The 19621-nt window shown below is 74.0% G+C and carries 21 protein-coding genes; 12 read left to right on the plus strand and 9 right to left on the minus strand.

Annotation, left to right across the window (positions count from 1 at the left end; all coding sequences use genetic code 11):
* The first annotated feature begins 146 nt into the window (after positions 1-146).
* From ACI1MP_RS02715 to ACI1MP_RS02740, 6 genes are all read left to right on the plus strand, one after another.
* Positions 147-1028, plus strand: a complete 882-nt coding sequence (locus tag ACI1MP_RS02715; RefSeq protein WP_404867605.1) for a LysR family transcriptional regulator — start codon at positions 147-149, stop codon at positions 1026-1028.
* Positions 1029-1142: 114 nt separating this feature from the next.
* Positions 1143-1700 carry a TetR/AcrR family transcriptional regulator gene (locus ACI1MP_RS02720; RefSeq protein ID WP_404867606.1) on the plus strand — a complete coding sequence of 186 codons (558 nt, stop codon included), beginning with the start codon at positions 1143-1145 and terminating at the stop codon, positions 1698-1700.
* 35 nt (positions 1701-1735) lie between these two features.
* Entirely contained in the window at positions 1736-2185 is a 450-nt protein-coding gene (locus ACI1MP_RS02725) for an SRPBCC family protein (protein WP_380331579.1), read from the plus strand.
* Positions 2186-2224: 39 nt separating this feature from the next.
* Positions 2225-4558, plus strand: a complete 2334-nt coding sequence (locus ACI1MP_RS02730; protein ID WP_404870759.1) for an ATP-binding cassette domain-containing protein — start codon at positions 2225-2227, stop codon at positions 4556-4558.
* A gap of 75 nt (positions 4559-4633) precedes the next feature.
* Complete coding sequence (locus ACI1MP_RS02735) at positions 4634-4951, plus strand: trypco2 family protein (protein ID WP_380331582.1); 318 nt, start codon at positions 4634-4636, stop codon at positions 4949-4951.
* 2 nt (positions 4952-4953) lie between these two features.
* Entirely contained in the window at positions 4954-8106 is a 3153-nt protein-coding gene (locus ACI1MP_RS02740) for an NACHT domain-containing protein (protein ID WP_404867607.1), read from the plus strand.
* Here the strand turns inward: ACI1MP_RS02740 and ACI1MP_RS02745 are convergent.
* From ACI1MP_RS02745 to ACI1MP_RS02760, 4 genes are all read right to left on the minus strand, one after another.
* On the minus strand, positions 8078-8857 hold the full coding sequence (locus ACI1MP_RS02745; RefSeq protein WP_404867608.1) for a hypothetical protein: 780 nt from the start codon (positions 8855-8857) through the stop codon (positions 8078-8080). The genes ACI1MP_RS02740 and ACI1MP_RS02745 overlap by 29 nt on opposite strands.
* A 214-nt stretch (positions 8858-9071) precedes the next feature.
* Positions 9072-9617 carry a hypothetical protein gene (locus ACI1MP_RS02750; RefSeq protein ID WP_380331591.1) on the minus strand — a complete coding sequence of 182 codons (546 nt, stop codon included), beginning with the start codon at positions 9615-9617 and terminating at the stop codon, positions 9072-9074.
* Between the two features lie 420 nt (positions 9618-10037).
* A complete protein-coding gene (locus tag ACI1MP_RS02755; protein ID WP_380331594.1) occupies positions 10038-10316 on the minus strand; it encodes a hypothetical protein in 279 nt (92 codons plus the stop codon).
* Entirely contained in the window at positions 10313-10678 is a 366-nt protein-coding gene (locus ACI1MP_RS02760) for a winged helix-turn-helix transcriptional regulator (RefSeq protein WP_380331597.1), read from the minus strand. Before ACI1MP_RS02760 ends, ACI1MP_RS02755 begins: the two co-directional genes overlap by 4 nt.
* A 75-nt stretch (positions 10679-10753) precedes the next feature.
* Between ACI1MP_RS02760 and ACI1MP_RS02765 the strand changes: the two genes are divergently transcribed.
* The 3 genes from ACI1MP_RS02765 to ACI1MP_RS02775 all read left to right on the plus strand — a co-directional run bounded on the left by ACI1MP_RS02765 (position 10754) and on the right by ACI1MP_RS02775 (position 12278).
* Positions 10754-11407: an NADPH-dependent F420 reductase gene (locus tag ACI1MP_RS02765; RefSeq protein ID WP_404867609.1), complete on the plus strand. Its 654-nt coding sequence runs from the start codon at positions 10754-10756 to the stop codon at positions 11405-11407.
* Between the two features lie 116 nt (positions 11408-11523).
* Positions 11524-11652 (plus strand): hypothetical protein, encoded by a 129-nt coding sequence (locus ACI1MP_RS02770; RefSeq protein ID WP_380331603.1) that lies wholly within the window; start codon positions 11524-11526, stop codon positions 11650-11652.
* Positions 11653-11711: 59 nt separating this feature from the next.
* Positions 11712-12278 (plus strand): SMI1/KNR4 family protein, encoded by a 567-nt coding sequence (locus tag ACI1MP_RS02775; RefSeq protein ID WP_404867610.1) that lies wholly within the window; start codon positions 11712-11714, stop codon positions 12276-12278.
* A gap of 59 nt (positions 12279-12337) precedes the next feature.
* Here the strand turns inward: ACI1MP_RS02775 and aac(6') are convergent, their stop codons facing one another.
* From aac(6') to ACI1MP_RS02790, 3 genes are read right to left on the minus strand one after another with little or no spacing between them, the layout of a single operon-like run.
* The gene (gene aac(6') / locus ACI1MP_RS02780) at positions 12338-12811 is read right to left on the minus strand and encodes an aminoglycoside 6'-N-acetyltransferase (RefSeq protein WP_380331608.1); all 474 of its coding nucleotides are present in this window, start codon (positions 12809-12811) and stop codon (positions 12338-12340) included.
* 49 nt (positions 12812-12860) lie between these two features.
* A complete protein-coding gene (locus ACI1MP_RS02785) occupies positions 12861-13253 on the minus strand; it encodes a hypothetical protein (protein ID WP_380331611.1) in 393 nt (130 codons plus the stop codon).
* A gap of 9 nt (positions 13254-13262) precedes the next feature.
* On the minus strand, positions 13263-13850 hold the full coding sequence (locus ACI1MP_RS02790; RefSeq protein WP_404867611.1) for a TetR/AcrR family transcriptional regulator: 588 nt from the start codon (positions 13848-13850) through the stop codon (positions 13263-13265).
* 101 nt (positions 13851-13951) lie between these two features.
* Here ACI1MP_RS02790 and ACI1MP_RS02795 point away from each other — a divergent pair, with 101 nt between their 5' ends.
* On the plus strand, positions 13952-14665 hold the full coding sequence (locus ACI1MP_RS02795; RefSeq protein WP_404867612.1) for a histone deacetylase: 714 nt from the start codon (positions 13952-13954) through the stop codon (positions 14663-14665).
* A gap of 146 nt (positions 14666-14811) precedes the next feature.
* Complete coding sequence (locus tag ACI1MP_RS02800; RefSeq protein ID WP_404867613.1) at positions 14812-16023, plus strand: FAD-dependent oxidoreductase; 1212 nt, start codon at positions 14812-14814, stop codon at positions 16021-16023.
* Between the two features lie 682 nt (positions 16024-16705).
* Here ACI1MP_RS02800 and ACI1MP_RS02805 read toward each other — a convergent pair.
* Complete coding sequence (locus ACI1MP_RS02805) at positions 16706-17581, minus strand: LysR family transcriptional regulator (RefSeq protein ID WP_380331623.1); 876 nt, start codon at positions 17579-17581, stop codon at positions 16706-16708.
* Positions 17582-17664: 83 nt separating this feature from the next.
* Between ACI1MP_RS02805 and ACI1MP_RS02810 the strand changes: the two genes are divergently transcribed.
* A complete protein-coding gene (locus ACI1MP_RS02810; protein ID WP_404867614.1) occupies positions 17665-18411 on the plus strand; it encodes an SDR family oxidoreductase in 747 nt (248 codons plus the stop codon).
* An 18-nt stretch (positions 18412-18429) separates the two neighbouring features.
* Here ACI1MP_RS02810 and ACI1MP_RS02815 read toward each other — a convergent pair whose 3' ends face one another.
* The gene (locus ACI1MP_RS02815) at positions 18430-19368 is read right to left on the minus strand and encodes a carbohydrate kinase (protein ID WP_404867615.1); all 939 of its coding nucleotides are present in this window, start codon (positions 19366-19368) and stop codon (positions 18430-18432) included.
* Positions 19369-19621: the final 253 nt, after the last annotated feature.

Consider the following 19621-nt stretch of genomic DNA (forward strand, 5'->3'; position numbering starts at 1 on the left):
GGCGGGAACTCCCTCAATTCTGGTAGTGCGGGCGGAACTTGCCTCCCTCTCGACGTTATGACCCGGCGGCTATCACGTCTAAGATCAATATTGCTATGGGGTTATGCCGCTCCGGGCATGGCCGGACGAGCAGCGCGGGGGCGGCCATGGATCTGCACGCACTGACCCAGTTCCTGGTGGTGGCACGGCTGGAGCACCTGAGCCGGGCCGCCGAGGAACTCCGGGTCGCGCAACCCTCGTTGAGTCGCACCATCGCCCGCCTGGAGGACGAGCTCGGCACCCCGCTCTTCGATCGCGGCGGGCGGCTGCGCCTGAACGAGGCGGGCCGGCTCTTCCGCGGCTACGCGGAACGCTGCCTCGGCGAGCTGGAGGCCGGCCGCCGGGCCGTCGCGGAGGCGGCGGGCAACGGCTTCGGCTCGGTCCGGCTGGCGTCCGAGACCTTCCTGACCTTCACCGCGCCGCTCGCCGCTTACAAGCGCGCCCACCCGGCCGCCGAGATCGAACTGCGGCAGCTCCCGGCCGATCTGATGGCACGTCAGCTCCGCGCGCACGAGGTCGATCTCTGCGTCGCCTCCCAACCGATCCGCACCGAGGGCCTGCACAGCGCCCAACTCCTCGACGAGCCGGTGCAGTTGGCCGTCGCCCGGGACCACCCGCTGGCCGACCGCGACTGCGTCGACCTCGCCGACCTCGCCCCGCTCCCCTTCATCACCGCCCGCCCCGGCCACTGGAACCGCCGCCTCCTCGACCACCTCTTCACCACCCTCGGCCACCCGCCCCGGATCATCTGCGAGAGCGACGAACTCGCCGCCATCGCCGACCTGATCGGCTCCGGCCTCGGCGTCGGCCTGATCCCCGCCGTCGGCCGCCGGACCGCCGCCCGCCTCCCCCTCGCCGTCCTCCCCGTCAATGCCGCCGCCTGCCGCCGCACCCTCACCCTCCACTGGTCCGAGTCCGCCCGCCTGTCACCCGCCGCGACCCTGATGCACGCCACCCTGGTCGGCTGGCCCTGGCAGCAGGCCCGCTGACCGGCCGCCCCCACCCTGAAGCCCGGTTCCGATACGTGTGTTGCGTAATGGCCGCCGCCCCGCTAGCCTCCTGCTCGTTACGAAACACGCGTAGCGGAACTCGGAGGTGGGGACATGGCCAGGCCGCGGGACACCGCCGTCGACGCCAAGGTGCTGGAGGCGGCCCGGGTGCTGCTGCGCGAGCGCGGCTACACGGGGTTCGCGCTGGACGAAGCTGCTACCCGGGCCGAGGTCGCCCGGACCACCGTGTACCGGCGTTGGCCCAGCAAGGACCATCTGGTGGTCGCCGCCTTCGCCACCATGTTCGAGACCGCGCCGATCCGGGAGACCGGCGACGTCCGGGCCGATCTGACGGGAACGCTCACCGCGATCGCGGCCGGCCTGCGACTGCCCGCCACCCGGGCCCTGGTGGCCGAGTTGATCGCCGCCGGCACCCGCCACCCCGAACTCGGCGACGCACTGCGCCCCTTGTGGACGCAGCGCCGCACCGCGGCCGCCGAGCTGATCGACCGGGCCGTCGCCCGCGGCGAGTTGGCGGCCGACGCCGACCCGGCGCTGATCATCGACCAGCTGGTCGGCCCGCTCTACTACCGGGTGCTGATCAGCGGCGACCCGATCGACGACCGCTTCGCGCGCGCCCTGGTGGACACCACCTTGGCACGCCACCGCTGAACCACCCGACAAGCAATCGCCAGGGGGAGACCGTCATGAGCCCGTTCACCTGCGAGGTCAGTGCCGAAGCCGAGTTCCCGGGCAGCCCGGAGGGCGTCTGGCAGCTGATCACCGACCACGCCCGCTACCCGCAGTGGCACCCGGTGGTGGTCCGGGTCGAGGGCGAACTCGCCGTCGGCGCCCGCCAGACCGAGGTGGTGCGCACGGCGTCCGGTCGGGAGCTGACGTTCCACCCGGTGCTCACCGTGGTCGACCCCGGGCGTGAACTCTCCCGGGCCGGCCGCCTCCTGGTGCCCGGGCTGCTCGACAACGTGCACTCGTACCTGATCACCGACCTCGGCGACGGCCGGGTCCGGGTGGTCCAGCGCGAGCGCTTCACCGGCCTGCTGGCGCTGTTCTTCCACGGCCGCACCGCCCGCGACACCGAGGCCCGGTTCGCCGCGGCGCTCGGCAACCTCACCGGCCTGGCCGCGCTCGCGGGGTAGCGTGGCACGGTGAACGGCACGGAGATCGACGACGACGGCATGGTGCGGGTGCGCGGGGCGCGGGTGCACAACCTGCGGGACGTGGCGGTGGCGGTGCCGCGCGGGGCGGTGGTGGCGTTCACCGGAGTGTCGGGGTCGGGGAAGTCCTCGCTGGCCTTCGGGACGCTGTTCGCCGAGGCGCAGCACCGGTACCTGGAGTCGGTCTCGCCGTACGCCCGCCGGCTGTTGCGGCAGGTGGAGGCGCCACTGGTGGACTCGGTGACGGGGATGCCGCCGGCGGTCGCGCTGGAGCAGCGCCGTTCGGTGCCGTCCTCCCGCTCCTCGGTGGGCACCATCTCCACCATGTCGAACCTGCTGCGGATGCTGCTGTCGCGGTGCGGCGACTACCCGGCGGGCGCGGCGCGCCTGGATTCGGACGCCTTCTCGCCGAACACCCCGGCCGGCGCCTGCCCGGAGTGCCACGGGCAGGGCGTGCTGCACCGGGTGACGGAGCGCTCGCTCGTCCCCGATCCGTCGTTGAGCATCCGGGAGGGCGCGGTCGCGTCCTGGCCGGGTGCGTGGCAGGGCAAGAACCTGCGGGACATCCTGGGCGCGCTCGGGCACGACCTGGACCGGCCGTGGCGGGAGCTGCCCGCGCAGGAGCGCGAGTGGATCCTGTTCACCGAGGAGCAGCCGGTGGTGACGGTCCATCCGGAGCGCGAGCCGGGCCGGGTCCAGCGGCCGTACCGGGGCAAGTACAGCAGTGCGCGCCGGCTGGTGCTGAAAGCGTTCTCCGAGTCCCGCAGCGAGGCGACCCGGGCCAAGGCGGCGGCGTTCCTGGAGCAGTCGCCGTGCCCGGTGTGCCACGGCCACCGGCTGCGTCCGGAGGCGCTGGAGGTGACGTTCGCGGGCCTGCCGATCACCGAGCTGGCCGCTCTCCCGGCCGACCGCCTCGCCGCCCTGCTGCACCCGTTCACCGCCCAGGAGGGCCCGACCGGCCTGCTCACCGCCGACCTGGCGGACCGCCTGGCCGCCCTGCGGCGTCTCGGCCTCGGCTACCTCTCGCTGGACCGCGCCGCCCCCACCCTGTCCACCGGCGAACTCCAGCGCCTGCGCCTGGCCACCCAGTTGCGCTCGGGCCTGTTCGGCGTGGTGTACGTGCTGGACGAGCCGTCGGCGGGCCTGCACCCGGCGGACACCGAGGCGCTGCGCGAGGTCCTCGCCGAGCTGCGCGCCGCGGGCAACTCGGTGTTCGTGGTGGAGCACGACATGGCGGTCGTCCGCGGCGCGGACTGGCTGGTGGACGTCGGCCCGGGCGCGGGCGCCGGTGGCGGCCGGGTGCTGTACAGCGGGCCGGTGGACGGCCTGCGCGACGTCGCCGGGTCCGCCACCCGCCGCTTCCTCTTCGCTCCCCCGGCCGCTCCCCCGTCCCGGGGCCGCACCCCGTCGGGTGTGCTGCGGCTTCGCGGCGTCACCCGGCACAACCTGCACGACGTCGACGTGGACGTGCCGCTGGGCGTGCTGACGGCGGTGACGGGCGTCTCGGGCGCGGGCAAGTCGACCCTGCTGGGCGCGGCGGCCGACGCGGCGGCGGCCGATCCGTCGGTGGGCCGGGTGGTGACGGTCGACCAGACGCCGCTGGGCCGCACTCCGCGTTCCAACCTGGCGACGTACACGGGCCTGCTGGACGTGGTGCGCAAGCTGTTCGCGGCCACCGACGAGGCCCGCCGGCGCGGCTACGACGCGGGGCGGTTCTCATTCAACGTGGCGTCGGGACGCTGCCCGACCTGCGAGGGCGCAGGCGCGATCGAGGTGGAGCTGCTGTTCCTGCCCACCGCGTGGAACCCGTGCCCGGACTGCCACGGCAGCCGCTACAACCCGCAGACCCTGGAGATCGCCTACCGGGGCGCCACCATCGCCGACGTCCTCGCGCTGACCGTCGACGCGGCGGCCCCGTTCCTCGCCGACGTGCCGGCCGCGGCCCGCGTCCTGACGGTCCTCCAGCAGGTCGGCCTCGGCTACCTGCGGCTCGGCCAGCCCGCGCCCGAACTCTCCGGCGGCGAGGCCCAACGCGTCAAGCTGGCAGCGGAGTTGCACCACGCCCGCCGCGACCGCACGCTCTACCTGCTCGACGAGCCCACCACCGGTCTGCACCCCGCCGACAGCGAAGTCCTCACCGCGCAGCTGCACCGCCTGGTCGACGCCGGCGCCACCGTGCTGCTCGCCGAGCACCACCTCCCGCTGCTCGCCACCGCCGACCACCTCGTCGACCTCGGCCCGTTCGGTGGCGCCGACGGCGGCCGCGTCCTCGCCACGGGCACCCCGGCGGTGGTCGCCGCCACCTCGACCGGCCCGACCGCGCCGTACCTCGCCGCGCACCTCCGCTCGGATTGACCCAACCGCACCACCGCCGCCCGGCGGACGCTCTACGCTCGGCCTCGGGAGAATCCGAGCTGTGGGGGACGAGCGATGGACCGTCATGACATCGAACTGGCCGACGCGATCGAGGCGATCCGCCTGGAGCTGCTGGACGCCTCCGAGCGCGGCCGCGGCCAGGCCGTCCAGTTCGAAGTCGGCCCGGTGACGCTCGACTTCACCGTCGAGCTGAAGCGCGACGCCCGCGCCAAGGGGCGCGTCAAGGCCTGGGTGCTGTCCGCCGACGCGGAGGCCGGGCTCGCGCACACCCGGACCCACAAGGTCTCGGTCACCCTGACGCCGAAGGACGCGAGCACCGGCCGCAGCATCGACATCTCCAACCCCGACCTGGGCCGCCGGGACGGATTCTGACCTTGGCGCTCCACACCCACCACGTGGCAGCGATCCGCGGCGCCACCCAGGGCAGTGGCATCCTGCTCGGTCCGCGGCTGGTCCTGACGGCGGCCCATGTCGGCGGGTCGTCGCCGGAGGCCGCCGTCCTGGACGGCACCGGCTGGGCACGCTGCATCACCGTGTGGAGCTCCACCGACCTCGACGCCGCGCTGCTGCTCGCCAACCGCGACCTGGTACCCGCCAACCGCTTCGCGCCGCTGCGCTGGGGCGCCGTCAGGATGCTCGACCCCGTCCCCGGCTGCCACCTGACGGGCTTTCCGCTCGTCGGACGCGACGAGGAGGGCCGCCTCGACACCGTCCAGGTGCCGGCCACCCTCGCGCCCGCCACCGGACGGCGGGCCGACCGCCAGGCCCTGCTCGTCCAGCAGTACCCGCCTCGCACCCGGCGCGGCACCGATTCGCCGTGGTCGGGCCTGTCCGGCGCCGGCGTGGTGTTCCGGGACCGCCTGCTCGGCATAGCCGTCCAGGACCTGCAGCCGGACACCTGGCAGCACTCCCAGTTCGCCCTGGTACCGACCGGCGCGCTGCTCGGCGACCCCGGCTTCCGCACCGCGCTCGAATACCATCTCGACGAACTCCCGGAGCTGGAAGGCATCTCCGCCACCGACCTCGCCGACCGCGACTTCGAACGCGACTACGCGAGAGCCGTCGAGGCGGACTACGGCCGGATCCGCATCTTCGGCCTCCGTCAGGCCGCCGGCCACGGCCGCCGCGGCTGGGACCTCACCACCTCCTACCTGAGCCTGGAGATCCGCTCCACCGACACCACCACCGGCCCCGACCTCGGCCCGCAGCGCGCCGAACGGGTCCTCCCGGGCCGCCGCCGCGTCCTGATCCGCGGCGAGGCCGGCTCCGGCAAGACCACCCTCGTGCAGTGGCTGGCCGTCGGCGCGATGAACGGCACCCTGCGCGAAGGCCTGGAGGAGTTCAACCACCGCGTCCCGCTCGTCCTCCAGCTCCGCAAGCTGTACCGCAAGGGCGTCATGACGCCCCGCCCCGAGGAGTTCCTCGCCCTCGACGACCGCATGTGCGCCGACCGCCAACCCGCCGGCTGGGCACACCGGGTGCTGGCCGCCGGACGCGCCCTGCTGCTCGTCGACGGACTGGACGAAGTACCGGGCGAGCAACGCGACGAGGCCCTCGGCTGGCTGGACCGGCTGCTCGACCACTACCCCGACACCTGGACGCTGGCCACCGTCCGCCCGTCCGCGGTGCCGCACGGCTGGCTCGGCCACCTGGGCTTCGACGAGTTGCAGCTCTGCCCGATGAACCGTCGGGACCGCGGCCACTTCATCGAACGCTGGCACCGGGCCGCGCTGCAGGAACTCCTGGCCGTCCAGCACACCGACGAGGAGGCGCAGCGCTGGCGCCGCGAGATGGACCAGGACCAGGCCGATCTCCTCCGCACCCTGGACAGCGTGCCGGAGATCGCCCAGCTCACCGACAGCCCGCTGCTGTGCGCGATGATCTGCGCCCTGAACCGCGAGTCGGACGGTGCGCTGCCGCGGCACCGCATGGCGCTGTACCGCGACGCGATGTCCATGATGCTGGTCAAACGCGACGAGGGCCGGCGGGTGCAGGGCGCGGAGCAGCTGCAGGCGTCCGAGGAGGAGCAGTTGGCGATGCTCCGCCGGATCGCCCACTGGCTGGTGCGCAACAACCAGTCGGAAGGCCGACGGCGCGACGCGGTCGCCCAGATCGGCAAGGCCCTGCGCGACCTGCCGGGCCTGGCCAGACGGACCGGCGCCGAACGGGCGTACCTGCACGTCCTCAACCGGACCGGCCTGATCACCGAGACCGGCCCGGACACCTTCCAGTTCGTCCACCGCACCTTCCAGGACTACCTGGCCGCCATGGAGTTCCGCGAGGAGAACGACTTCGGCCTGCTGGCCGGCCACGCCGCCGACGAGCAGTGGGGCGACGTGATCCGCATGACGGTCGGCCACTGCGGCCGCCGCGAACGCGCCGAACTCCTCACCGCGATCCTGGACGCCGCCGACACCGCCCCGCCCGACCACCGCCCCGCCGTCCACCTCCTCGCCGCCACCTGCCTCCCGAGCGCCCCCGAACTCGACGGCAAGGTCCGCCGCACCATCCTGGACCGCCTCCACCAGCACCTTCCGGCGCTCCTCACCGCCGAACCCGCTCCCGCCGAGCTGGCCGTGGTCGGCGAGGAACTCACCACCGTCGTCCGGCGGTTCGCCGAGGAGGACCCTGACGTCCTGCTCGCCGCAGGCCCGCTCGTGCCGGAAGTCCTGGCTCTCATCGGCGGGGACGAAGCGCTCGCCGTGCTCGGCACGCTGGCCGAACTCCCCGGCGCCGGCGACAAGTCCCGGTTGAAGGAGTCGGCCAGGCCCGGAACCCGCACCCTGCTCGAAGGCGTCGTCGACCAGTGGCAGCACTTCGGGATCCACGAATTCAGCCGACAGGTGGTGGCCCGGGCGGACCTCTCCGGCATCCAGGTGCAGATCACGTCGTCCGACCAGATCCCCGAACTGCTCGGCCACCCGACCCTGCGCCGCGTCCTGCTGGGCCACCGGCTGCCCGTCGAACCGGAGTTGTGGAATCGGCTCGCGTCACAGGTGAAGGAACTGAGCCTGTCCATGCGGGGACTCTCCGACCTCTCCTTCCTCCGGCACTGGGGCCCGCTGGACCGCCTGTCGATCTACCGGTGCCCCGACCTGGTCGACCTGACCCCCCTCTCCGGCATGTCCGTCCGCAGCCTGTACCTGCACGAACTCCCCGCCGAGACCCGGCCCGCCGAACTCCACTCGGTCCTCGGCGCCGTGGTCGGCCTGGACGCCCTCACCATCACCGCACCCGACCTGGCCTCGATCCCGAACCCTCAACCGGTCGAACTGGTCTGGTACTTGAACCTCTCCCAGGTCCCCACCGACTACCCGCTCGACCTGCTCGACACCTTCTTCCCCGCACTGGAGTTCCTGACCCTGGAAGTCACCGAGGACCACCCCGTCTCGCTCGACCTGACGCCCCTCGCCGACCTCCCCGACCTCAGAATCCTGATCCTCTGCCGTACCGAACGCCCGCAGTTGACCGGCCGGCACCTCTTCCCCGCCGAGCGCCTCACTGTCCAGCAGCGCGACAGCCCCTGACCCGGGCAGCAGGAACCGGCCCGACGGCGGGACTCCAGCACGCCGCACCCGGTCGACCTTTCCGGGTGTCCCGGCTGCCGAGGTGAAAGAGCGCCGCCTCGATCCGGTCGGGCCGAACGGAGCGTTCCTGCGCCAGGTCGTGAACCGCGCCCAGGTATTGCGCATACTGGCTCGACGTCCAGCCCCACAGGGGCCAACTGCCGTCTACGATCCTGAGCCTCCTGAGGGCCATCGAGACGACCCGGTCCAGAATGAGCGGACGGTGCGGCCCTGCCACGGCCCCGTCACCGGCGAAGTACAGCACCTTGGAGAAGAACGCCGGCCCCAGATACGGGATCCTGTGGTCGTTGTTGAACGCCCGGTACGCCGCTGCCGCCCCTTCCTCGCGAAGCGCCGTCAGCGCCGACCCGAGTCGCGCATCGAGCTCCGCGACGGAATTGCGGGCGAATATCCGACCACGCCGCTTCACCTCACGGGCCTTGGTGCCCGAACCCCACACGAGTGCGGCGACCAGCAGCTGCCGGTTGGCCTCGACCGTCCCGGCACGGCGGGCGAGCGAGAACACGGCGCGCCGGTCGACACGTGGCCAGTGCCCCGCCTGCGGGCAGTCGTCCAGGCCGGTCGGCCACCAGGTGGCGTCCGGCAGCAGGGGCATCCAGCGGCTCCGGTCGAAGGGCACCGCCTGGCCGAGCATCGCCGCGAGATCCGGGACGGGGAAGCCGTCCGATGCCATGTTCAATTCGTCCCCCACTGGTGCCTGCTCTCCTCGCGGCCGCGTCACGAGCGAACCGTAGCGCCGCCTGTGGGCACCGCGCGGCAGAACCGGACCGTCCCGCCTCGGCCCCGCAGCCGCAGATCACGAGCGGGGGCGCACACCGGAGTCCGCCCGACCACCGACGCGGACAGCATGGTGGCGGGCGGACGACACACCACGGGGTGCGCCGGAGGCGCAGGTGGACGACGCGTCAGCGGACGACGCGCTCGACCGGCTCGCCGTGGACGAGCCGCCCGGGCGGCGGCAACGCGGGGTAGACCTTGTCCACCGGCCGGAGCGTCGGATACGAGTCGTCGTCCTGGCCGCTGGGCACACCACCCGTGGCCGGAGTGCCCCCGGGCGCGGCGCCATCGGCGGGCAGCGGGACACCGCCGGGCGTGACGACCTCCCCCGCCAGCGGGACACCGCCGGGCGTCGCGACGTCCTCCGCCAGCGGGGCGCCGCCCGGGGTGGCGACATCGCCGAGCGAGAACGAGGTGCCGGGCACCATGATGCCGGTGTCGGCGCCCGGGTTCGCCCCGGTCGGTGCGCCCGACGTGGTGCCGGCGGGCTTCGCGTTCGAGGTGCTTCCGGCCGGCTTCGCCGCCGACGTCCCGCCCGGGGCGGCGGCCGTGGTGCCGGTGGGGGCGGACTCGGAGGGCCTGGCCGGGGTGCCGAGGGCGGCGGCGGAGGGGGCGGCGAGCAGAGTGATGGCGGCGGCCGCGAGCAACGCGGTGCCTCGGAAGTGCGGTGCCATGGAGGGTTCCTCTAGATCCCGGCCGGGTGACGCGCCCTGCGGCAGCGGTCCGGCCGCGGTCGAAGCGAGTGATGGGTCGCCCGAATTCCTAACCGTTCGGCAGACCGATGGTGCGGCTCCGGCCGGCTTTCCATTCCGACGGACCATCGTTCCGGTCCGCGTTCCGTCGTTCGGTCCACCATCGTTTGCGATCGACCGGCGCTGCATCGAACATGACGGCGCATCAGCATCCTCGCCACCGCGCCAGTCCGGCTCCAACTGAGCTTCCAGAGCGTCGAGTTCATGGAGACTCCGGCGCTCCGGGCCCAGCCGGTCAGCACCGCACCCGCCGCCGTCCCACCATGCCCCGACAACCGAACATCCGCACGATTTCCAGGCGCCGTGACTGCCGCACTCGGCCAGGACCACCCGGCAGTGCCATCACCCGGTGCCCTTACCCGTGACTCCGCGATCCGCCAACTCCGCCACCCACTCGCCCACTTGCTCATCGTCGTGCAGGTACGGCTCGCCCGGTCCGGAGCGCAGATCGATGCCGTGCAGCAGGCCCAGCGCCCACCAGGACACCTCGTCCCACCTCAGCGTGTCGTCCAGCACCCATCTCGCCGCCCACCGGTCCGCCGTGTCCCGGTCCACCCGCCCCTCGGCGACGGCCTCCAACCACCCGGCGATCTCGGCCGGCCCCGGCTGCGCCTCGTTCACGACCGGTCCTCCGCAGCCGCCGCGTCCGCCGCCTCCTGGGCCGCCATCACCTGGTCCCCGTGCTCGAACGCCCAGGCTCCGAAGGCGTCGATCGGCGCCAGCAGGGTGCGGCCGAGCGCGGTCAGCGCGTACTCCACGCCGGTCGCGGCCTGCGGGCGACGTTCGACCAGGCCGTGGTACTGCAGGCGGCGCAGCGTCTCGGTCAGGACCTTCGAGCTGATGCCGCCGATCCGCTCCCGCAGTTCGACGGGGCGGCGCGGGCCGTCGCGCAGCGCCCAGATCAGTACGGCGTTCCAGGTGTTGGAGAGCAGGTCGAAGGCGAGCCGGGCTCGGCAGTCGGCGAGGAAGGCGTCGGTCGTCACGTACCGAATGGTGCCCGACCGGCTCCCTACTGTCGAAGGAGATCGATCGGACCCCGCACGGAGTGGAGCCCCTTGATGACCGAACCGCTCACCATCGGCGTTCTCGGCACCGGCCGCATGGCCGACGCCCTCGCCACCCGCTGGGCCCGCGCCGGGCACCGCGTCACTGTCGGCGGCCGGGACGCGGCCAGGGCCCGCCGCCTCGCCGACCGGATCGGCCACGGCGCCCGCCCGGCCGGTCTGCGTTCGGCGGCGGAGGCCGGCGAGGTGGTGCTGGTGGCACTGCCGTACGGCGCGGGCGCCGAGGTGGTCAGCACGCTGCGCGATGCGCTGGACTGCCGCACGCTGATCGACTGCACCAACCCGGTCAGCCCGGGCTTCCGGCTGCTCACCGAACAAGGGCCGTCCGCTGCCCAGCAGTTGGCGGACGCGGCACCCGGCGCCCGAGTGGTGAAGGCGTTCAACCTCTGCCACGAGGACGTCTGGCGCCTGCAGCCCCCGGTCTTCGACGGCCGCCCCCTCGCCGTCCCGCTCTGCGGCGACAATCCGGACGCCCTCGCGCACGCCGCCACCCTGGTCCGCGACCTCGGCTGCACTCCCGTCCACGCCGGCCCCCTCGCCCGCGCGCACCTCCTGGAGGCCACCGCGGCCCTCTTCATCGGCCTGTGGGTCGGCCAGAACGCCGACGTCCAGGCCATCGCCCCGCCCCTCTCCCGCGCCACCGGCTGACGCTCGCTCCACCGACCCGGGCCCGCACGGCCGTTGCCCGGCGGTCGGCGCACCGGCCACCGCCGCACCGCGCCTCGTCACGTTCCGCACAGCCCTGTCCGACCGCCGGCTGCGGCGTGATCGAATTCACCGTTCTCGGGCGCGTCTTCGTGTTCGCCGCAACCCCGAGCCTCGCCGGCCGGTCGGCGAGTTCCTGGGCGACGGGCGATCACGCCGCCGGATACCGCGACGAGCCGCCGTTCTGACGCAGCCTCGGCAGGCCCCGCGGGTCTGGTGTGTCCGCCCCTGCTGCTAGACATGCCCCGTGCATACGGAACATCCCGACGCGGCCGAACTCGCCGCTCTCCGCAAAGCCTTCGCCTCTGCCTCCGCCGACGGCGCCGCTCTCGGCTGGGCGGGGGTGCACGCCTTCGAGGCGCAGCACGGTGTCGTCCTGCCGGAGCCCTATCGGACGTTCGTCGCCGAGATCGCCGACGGCTCGGCCGAAGGCCCGCCGACCTACGGGCTGGTGCCGCTGGCCGAGTTGCCGAAGGACTGGGGTGGCGGCCGGCCCGAGCGGGTGCTCGGCTGGCCGTTCCCGCTGACCGGGACGTGGTTGTGGGAGGACGACGAGGACACCCCGGAGGAGGAGCTCGACGAGGCGATCGAGCCGGTGTTCAACGACGGTTCGATCGTGCTCGGCACCGACGGTTGCGGCATGTACTGGCACCTGGTCGTCACCGGCGAACACCGCGGCCACATCTGGCTCGTGACCGGCGAGGGCGCCTCCCCGTTCGGCGACGCCTTCGGCGGGACCACGGCCGCTCCGGGCTTCGCCGGCTGGGTCGCCCACTGGACGGCCGGCAAGGACTGGTTCGACGCCGAAGGCTGACCGGCGCGGGCGCGACCACCGAGGAGCGGCCCGGCGCAGGCCGATCGGGTCAGGTCAGGTCAGGTGAGTTCCTCGGCGAGCAGGTCCATGAGCAGTCCGTCCTGCCAGGTGCCCGTCCGGTGGTCGCGCCAGTAGGACCGCATGATTCCGACGGGTTGGAAGCCGACCTTGCGGTAGCTGCGGATCGCCGCGGTGTTGGCCGCGGCGGGGTCGATGGTCAGGCGGTGGTGGCCGCGGTCGTGCACCAGCCAGCGGGCGAGGGTCCGTACGGCGTCGGTGCCGAGTCCCTTTCCGTGGTGGCGTGCGGTCAGGAAGACGTCGAGGCCGGCGTGCCGGAACTCGGGGTCGGTCTCCTCCTGGTACTGGATCGCTCCGATGACTTCGCCCTGGAGGACGACGGCGAGCATGCGCTGGAAGTCGTCCGGGGGCGACCACCATGCGGCGACCTCCGGCTCCCGGACGATCCGGTCGAGGACTTCCTCGTCGCCGACGGCGACCGGCCGCAGTACGACCTCGGCTCCACGCAGTTCCATGCCCTCAGTATCCCCCGAAGCCCGGCGCGCTCGATCGCCGACCGCGCTGTCACTCCGGCCGCCGCACCCACGGTGCGAGGCGTTCGCCAGGGCCCAACTCCCCACGCCAGTACCGGTATACCAGGCCTTCGACGACCCGCAGCCGGCCCGCCGCAATCAGGCCCTCGGCCGGTTCGGGGCCGCCCGCGTCGGCGGTGAAGGCGATCAGGACGGGTGGGGCGGTGCCGAGTCGGTCGCGGACGCCGGTCGTCCCGGCGGGCGTCGGAGCGCGGAACACCGGGTCCTGGAAGAAGGCGGGGCAGGCCACCAACTCCGGTTCTTCGAAGTGAAGTTCGAGGAGGTGGTGGTACGTCAGGTCGTGGCCGGCGCCCAGGATCAGGCGGGACGGGTCCCAGGAGACCACGTCCCAGTCCCACCAGGAGCCTTCGGACAGTTCGAGCACCGTCGGTGCTCAGCCGTCGAGGAGGGCGGTCAGGTACCGGTCGGCGTCCGCCGCCAGTTCGGCGCGGCCCGGCGGGTTCGCGTGCCCGCCGCCCGCCGTCCCGTTGAACAGGACGCCGTCGCACCAGCGCACCAGTCGCCGGGCGTCCGCGGCCGGGTCGGTCGAGCCGCAGGCGCGCAGCAGGTGGACGGCCACGTCCACGAAGCCGGCCCCCAACCGGTCGTAGACGGCCCGGAGTTCGGGGCGCCGGGCGGCCTCCAGGGCCAGTTCGATCCGGGCCACCGTCAGCGCCCGGCCCGCCGTCAACGCGTGCTCCAGCCCGTCCGCGACCACCGCCACCAGCAGGCGTCGCGCCGCCGCGCCGTCCCCGACCGGCCGGGTCAGCACGTCCCCGACCATCCCGGCCGCCTCGACCTCGGCGATCCGGGTCAGGGCGACCTCCAGCAGCGCCGACCGCGTCCGCGCCAGGTTGGACGTCGATCCCACGGGGAGCCCGGCCGCCTCGTCGACCGCCCGGTGCGTCAGCCCGCGCAGGCCGCGCTCCGCGATCACGGCGACAGCGGCATCGGCAATCCGGGTCGGTCGTGCCAGAGTCATGGCGAGATCATCCCGCGCTCCGGCCGCTTCCCCCAAACCGCGCCGCGCCATCGGCCCGTCGAGCAGCCACGGTCCGTCAGGTCGCCGCTACCTTCTGCCACATGAACGAGTCCCGGCCGCCACGCGCCGAGTCCCTGCCGTCGGCCCGCCGACCGTCGCCGCTGTCCGGCCCGAGCGCCCCCGGCGGCCCGGTGTGGTACGCGGCGTACGGGTCGAACATGCACGCCGGCCGCCTCGCCCGCTACCTCTCCGGCGGCCGTCCGGTCGGCGCCGCCCGCAGCTACTCGGGCTGCCGCGACCGCACGCCACCGGAGCGGACGCTGCCGATCCTGCTGTCGGGAACCCTGTACTTCGCCCTCGAATCCTCCACCTGGACCGGCGGCACGGCCTTCTACGACCCCGCTCCGGGCGGCGACCTGCCGGCCCGGGCCTACCTCCTCACCGCCGGGCAGTTCGCCGACATCGCCGCCCAGGAGATGTACCGCGAGCCCTCCGCCGACCTCGACCTGACTCGGGTCCTGACCACCGGCCGCGACCGAGTGGGCCCCGGGCGCTACGAGACCCTGCTCCGTCTCGGCGGCCTCGACGGCATCCCCGTGCTCACCTTCACCGCCCCCGGGACGCTCGCCGACGCCGATCTCAACCCGCCCTCCGCCGCCTACCTCGCCACCATGGCCGCCGGCCTCGCCGAGGCCCACGGCTGGAGCGCCGCCCGAGCCGCGAACTACCTGGCCACCCGTCCGGGCGCCGCCGCCCGCTGGACCCCCGAGTCCGCCCTCCGGGCCATCCGCTCGGCCGTCGCACCCTCCGCCTGACGGCCCCCACCCGACGGCCCGCAGCCGACGGCGCGCAGTCGACGGCGCGTGAAGGAACCCGACCCACCGGAACTACATCCGTAGTACGCTCGGCCCCAGCAAGCCGAACTACACCTGTAGTCGAATCGGTCGATCGGAGCTCCGCCATGCCCTCCACCCCTGACAGCCGCCCGGCGATCGTGATCGGCGGTGGCATCGGCGGCCTCGCCGCCGCCCTCGCCCTGCATCGGCGGGGCGTCCAGGTCACCGTGCACGAGCGGGCCGCGAGCCTCGAACCGGTCGGCGCGGGGCTGGCGTTGGCGCCGAACGCGTTGCGGGCGTTGGACGTTCTGGGCGTCGGCGGACGCCTGCGCGGCCTCGCGGTGCGGCACCCGGCCGTGGGCCTGCGACGCCCGTCCGGACGGTGGCTGGCCCGGACGGACACCGAGGCGGTGCAGCGGCACTTCGGCGATCCGGTGCTGGCGGTCGCACGGGCCGAACTGATCGCCGCGCTGGTCGACGCCCTCCCACCCGGGACCGTCCGCACCGACTCGCCGGCCGCCCTGCACGACCCCGGCGACGCCCACGCCCCGGCCCGGGTCGACACCCCGGACGGCCGGTGCGAGGCGTCCCTCGTGGTCGCGGCGGACGGCATCCGCTCGGCCACTCGGGCCCGGCTCTTCCCGCACCACCCCGGGCCCCGCTACTCGGGGTTCACCACCTGGCGGACCGTCGTCGACCACCCCGAGCACCCGCCCGCCGCCGTCGGCGAGATCTGGGGACGCGGCGCGCTCGCCGGCATCGTGCCGCTCGCCGCCGGACGGGTGTACGTGTACGGGGCCGCCCTCGCGCCGGCCGGGCAGCGCGCCGCCGACGGCGACGAGCACGCCGAAATGCTTCGCCGGTACCGCAGTTGGTGCGCCCCGCTGCCGGAACTGCTGCGGGGCGCCGACGCCGCCCGGGTGCTGCGGAACGACGTCTGGGCGCTCACCGACCCGCTGCCGACGTTCCACCGCGGCCGGGTCGCGCTGCTCGGCGACGCCGCGCACGCCATGTCGCCGTTCCAGGGGCAGGGCGCCTGCCAGGCCGTCGAGGACGCGGTGGTCCTGGCCGCCGCACTTCCCGCCCCGCACGAGTCGTCGGACCCGTCCGCCGCCCTCGACGCCTACTCCGCCGCCCGCCTGCCCCGCACCTCCCGGATCGTGGCGGGCTCGCACACCGTGGGCCGCCTGGTCGCCGTCCGCTCCCGCCCGGTCGCCCTACTGCGCGACGGCGTCCTCGCCCTCGCCGGACGCCTACCCACCCGTGTCCTGCTCGACCGTTCGGCCCCCATCTACACCTGGCAGCCGCCCACCGCCGGTGATCCGGTGGCCAGTTGACGCCCTGTCGGCGTACCCCGTGCGGTCTCGCCGGGCGGGGCTCAGCACGTTCTCGAACGGGAACACCGAGCCGAGGACAGCCGACACCGTCCGCCGCCGAACCCTGCCGACCGGCGCGATGGCGGGCGTCGCCGAGGCACGACTGCCCGGCCCGCAACAGCTCCGCTGTCCCCTTCGGCAACATGTCGGCCTGCACGGCACCACCCCGGCCGACGCTCACACGCCCCTCGACGCCCATGCCAACCCGGGCGGCCACCCAACACCCGCTTGCTCCACGCCAGTTGCCCAACTCACCCAGACCAATGGCAGGCATCGCCGAGGCACAACTGCCCGGCCCACAACAGCTCCGCTGCCCCCTTCGGCAACATGTCGGCCTGCACGGCACCACCCCGGCCGACGCTCACACGCCCCTCGACGCCGATGCCAACCCGGGCAACCATCCAACACCCGTTTGCTCCACGCCAATTGCCCAACTCACCCAGACCAATGGCAGGCATCGCCGAGGCACAACTGCCCGGCCCACAACAGCTCCGCTGCCCCCTTCGGCAACATGTCGGCCTGCACGGCACCACCCCGGCCGACGCTCACGCGCCCTTCGAGGCCGATGCCAACCCGGGCGACCACCCGACACCCGCTTGCTCCACGCCAGTTGCCGAACTCACCCAGACCACCTGAACGTTGTTCAACTCACCTGCGTAGAGCCGGAGTTCGTCCCGGCCCCGAACACCTCGATCGCCGCCCGCACCAGCCCGGCCAGTGGGCGGGAGCGGGCGGCCGGGTCCCAGGCCAGCACGGAGGTGACGGGCCGGGCGTCGGGCACGGGGACGGCGGTGACGCCGGGGCGCAGCTGGGTGCGGGAGGAGTCGGGCAGGACGGCGTACATCCGGCCGAGGGCGACCAGCTCGCTGAGCTGGGCGTGGTCGCGGATCTCGGGGCCGGGGCCGTCGGGGTAACTGCCGTCGCGGCGCGGGAAGCGCGGTGCGGGCAGGTCCGGCAGGGCGGTGAGCTCGGCGAGTCGCAGCGCGGTGCGGGCGGCCAGCGGATGGCCGGCGGGCAGGAGGGCGACCTGGCCCTCGGTGTGCAGCTCCTCGGTGTCGAGGCCGGCGGTGGAGTCGAACGGCAGGTGCAGTAGCGCCGCGTCCACCGCGCCCTCACGCAGCAGGCGTTCCTGCTCGCCGAACCGGCACAGCCGCAGGTCCACCGGCACCGGATCCGGCCCGGCGGCGTACGCGTCGAGCAGGGCCGCCAGCAGTCCGGTGGAGGCGCCGGCCTTCGCCGCGAGGACCAGGCCGGGCGGCTGCCCGGCCCGCCGGGTGCGGGCCTCGGCGGCGGCCACGGCCGCCAGCACGGTGCGGCCCTCGCGCAGCAGCACGTGTCCGGCGCCGGTCAGCGTCACGCCGCGGCTGTCGCGTTCCAGCAGGACGGTGCCGAGCCGCCGTTCCAGCTGGGCGATCGCCCGCGACAGCGGCGGCTGCGCCATGCCGAGCCGCCGGGCCGCCCGTCCGAAGTTCAACTCCTCGGCCACGGCGACGAAGTAGTGCAGTTCCCTGGTCTCCACCCGCCCCAGCCTACGGCGATACCCGCACGGTATCGCCGGGCCACCGGATCGGTCTTGGCCACCCGGCCGGGCCGGCCCGCAGCATGGTGGCCATGAACGAGAACACGAACGGACCCACCGTGGCGCTGGTGACCGGCGCGAACAAGGGCATCGGGTACGAGATCGCGGCGGGACTCGGCAAGTTGGGCTGGCAGGTCGGCGTGGGCGCCAGGGACGGGCAGCGCCGCGAGGAGGCGGTGCGGACGCTGCGCGCCCGCGGCGTGGACGCGTTCGCCGTCCCGCTCGACGTCACCGACGACGACTCCGCGACGGCCGCCGCGGAGCTGCTCGCGGAGCGCTTCGGGCGGCTCGACGTGCTGGTCAACAACGCGGCGGTGACGGGCGGCATGCCGCAGGCGCCGACCGGCGTCGACCCGGCGCAGGTGCGGCTGGTGGTGGAGACGAACGTGCTGGGGGTGATCCGGGTGACCAACGCGGTCCTGCCGCTGCTGCGCCGCTCCGCCGCGCCGCGGATCGTCAACATGTCCAGCGGGGTGGGCTCGTTGGCGCTGCAGTCCGACCCGGACGCGTTCACCGGGCCGACCTCGGCCGCCTACGCGCCGTCGAAGACCTTCCTGAACGCCGTGACGGTTCAGTACGCAAAGGAGTTGACCGGCACCGGCGTCCTGGTCAACCTGGCCTGCCCGGGCTACTGCGACACCGACCTCAACGGCCACCGCGGCACCCGGACTTCCGCCCAGGGCGCGGTGATCGCGGTGCGCCTGGCCACGCTGCCGGCCGGCGGGCCGACCGGGCAGTTCTTCAACGAGGACGGCCCGCTGCCCTGGTGACGGGCCGTCGGCAGAGACTCAGAGCTCCCCGGCCCACGGCGGGTTGGCGCCGGCCACCGCCACCGTCCGGGCCGCGACCCGCGCGGCGAACGCGCAGGCCCGCTCCAGGCCTTCGACCGTCAGCGCGTCCAACCGGCCGCCCAGGAAGCCCTGTTCGGCGAGCGAGTGGAGCAGTCCGGCGGTGAACGAGTCGCCCGCGCCGACGGTGTCCACCACCGGGGTCGGCGGCGCGGGCACCCGGACCCGCCGGCCGTCCAGGGAGGCGAGGGCGCCGTGTTCGGCCAGGGTGATCACCACCAGTCGGGCGCCGGCCCGGTGGAAGTGGTCGCAGCCCTGCTCGGGCGTGGTGTCGGGGAGCAGCAGCGCCAGGTCGTCGGCGCTCAGTCGCAGCAGGTCGGCGAGTTCGCACCAGCGCGGCAGCCGCCGCCGGTAGGCCTCCGGTTCGACCAGCAGCGGGCGGACATTCGGGTCGATCGAGACGGTGGCCCCGGCCCGCACGTCGGCCAGCAGGTCCTCGATCCGCGGTCCGCCGGGCTCGCGGACCAGGGCCAGCGAGCCGGTGTGCACGCACACCGACCCGTCGGCGCGCGCCGCCGCCAGCTCCCGTTCGGTCCACTGCCAGTCGGCGGTGCCTTCGGCGTGGAAGGAGTAGTCGGCGTGGCCGTCGCCGTCGAGCGCGGCCAGCGCCAGGGTGCTCGGTTCGGCGGCTCGCACGGCGCCCGACAGCTCCACGCCGGAGCCGGCCAGGTGGGCGCGGAACAGTTCGCCGAACGGGTCGCCGGAGATCCGTCCGAGGAACCGCGTCGGCGTGCCCAGGCGGGCCAGCGCCACGGCGGTGTTCGCCGGGCCCCCGCCGGGCAGCACCCGCAGCGCCAGCTCCCCCGGCCGCGCCGCACCGGGCTCCACGAACGCGTCGGCGACGCACTCCCCGACCACGGTGATCGACCGACCCGCCATCGAAACCAGCCTCCCATCAGGGCGAACGCACAGGACCGGTCTGGACTCCATCACCGTGACCGGCCCCGCGTCAATGCGGACCGGCCCCGGGGGTGTCGCGGCCGGGCGATGTACGTTTCAGCGCGCGGGCGGACTCTCCGCACCTCAAGTGGGAGCGCTCCCAACGCTATTGACACCGCCGGACCGCGTCTGGCGTCATGTCCGGTATCCCCAAGGGCCCTTGTCGGAGCGCTCCCCCACCCCTGTCGGACGC

The organism is Kitasatospora griseola, assembly GCF_044999035.1.
Lineage (GTDB): Bacteria > Actinomycetota > Actinomycetes > Streptomycetales > Streptomycetaceae > Kitasatospora > Kitasatospora griseola.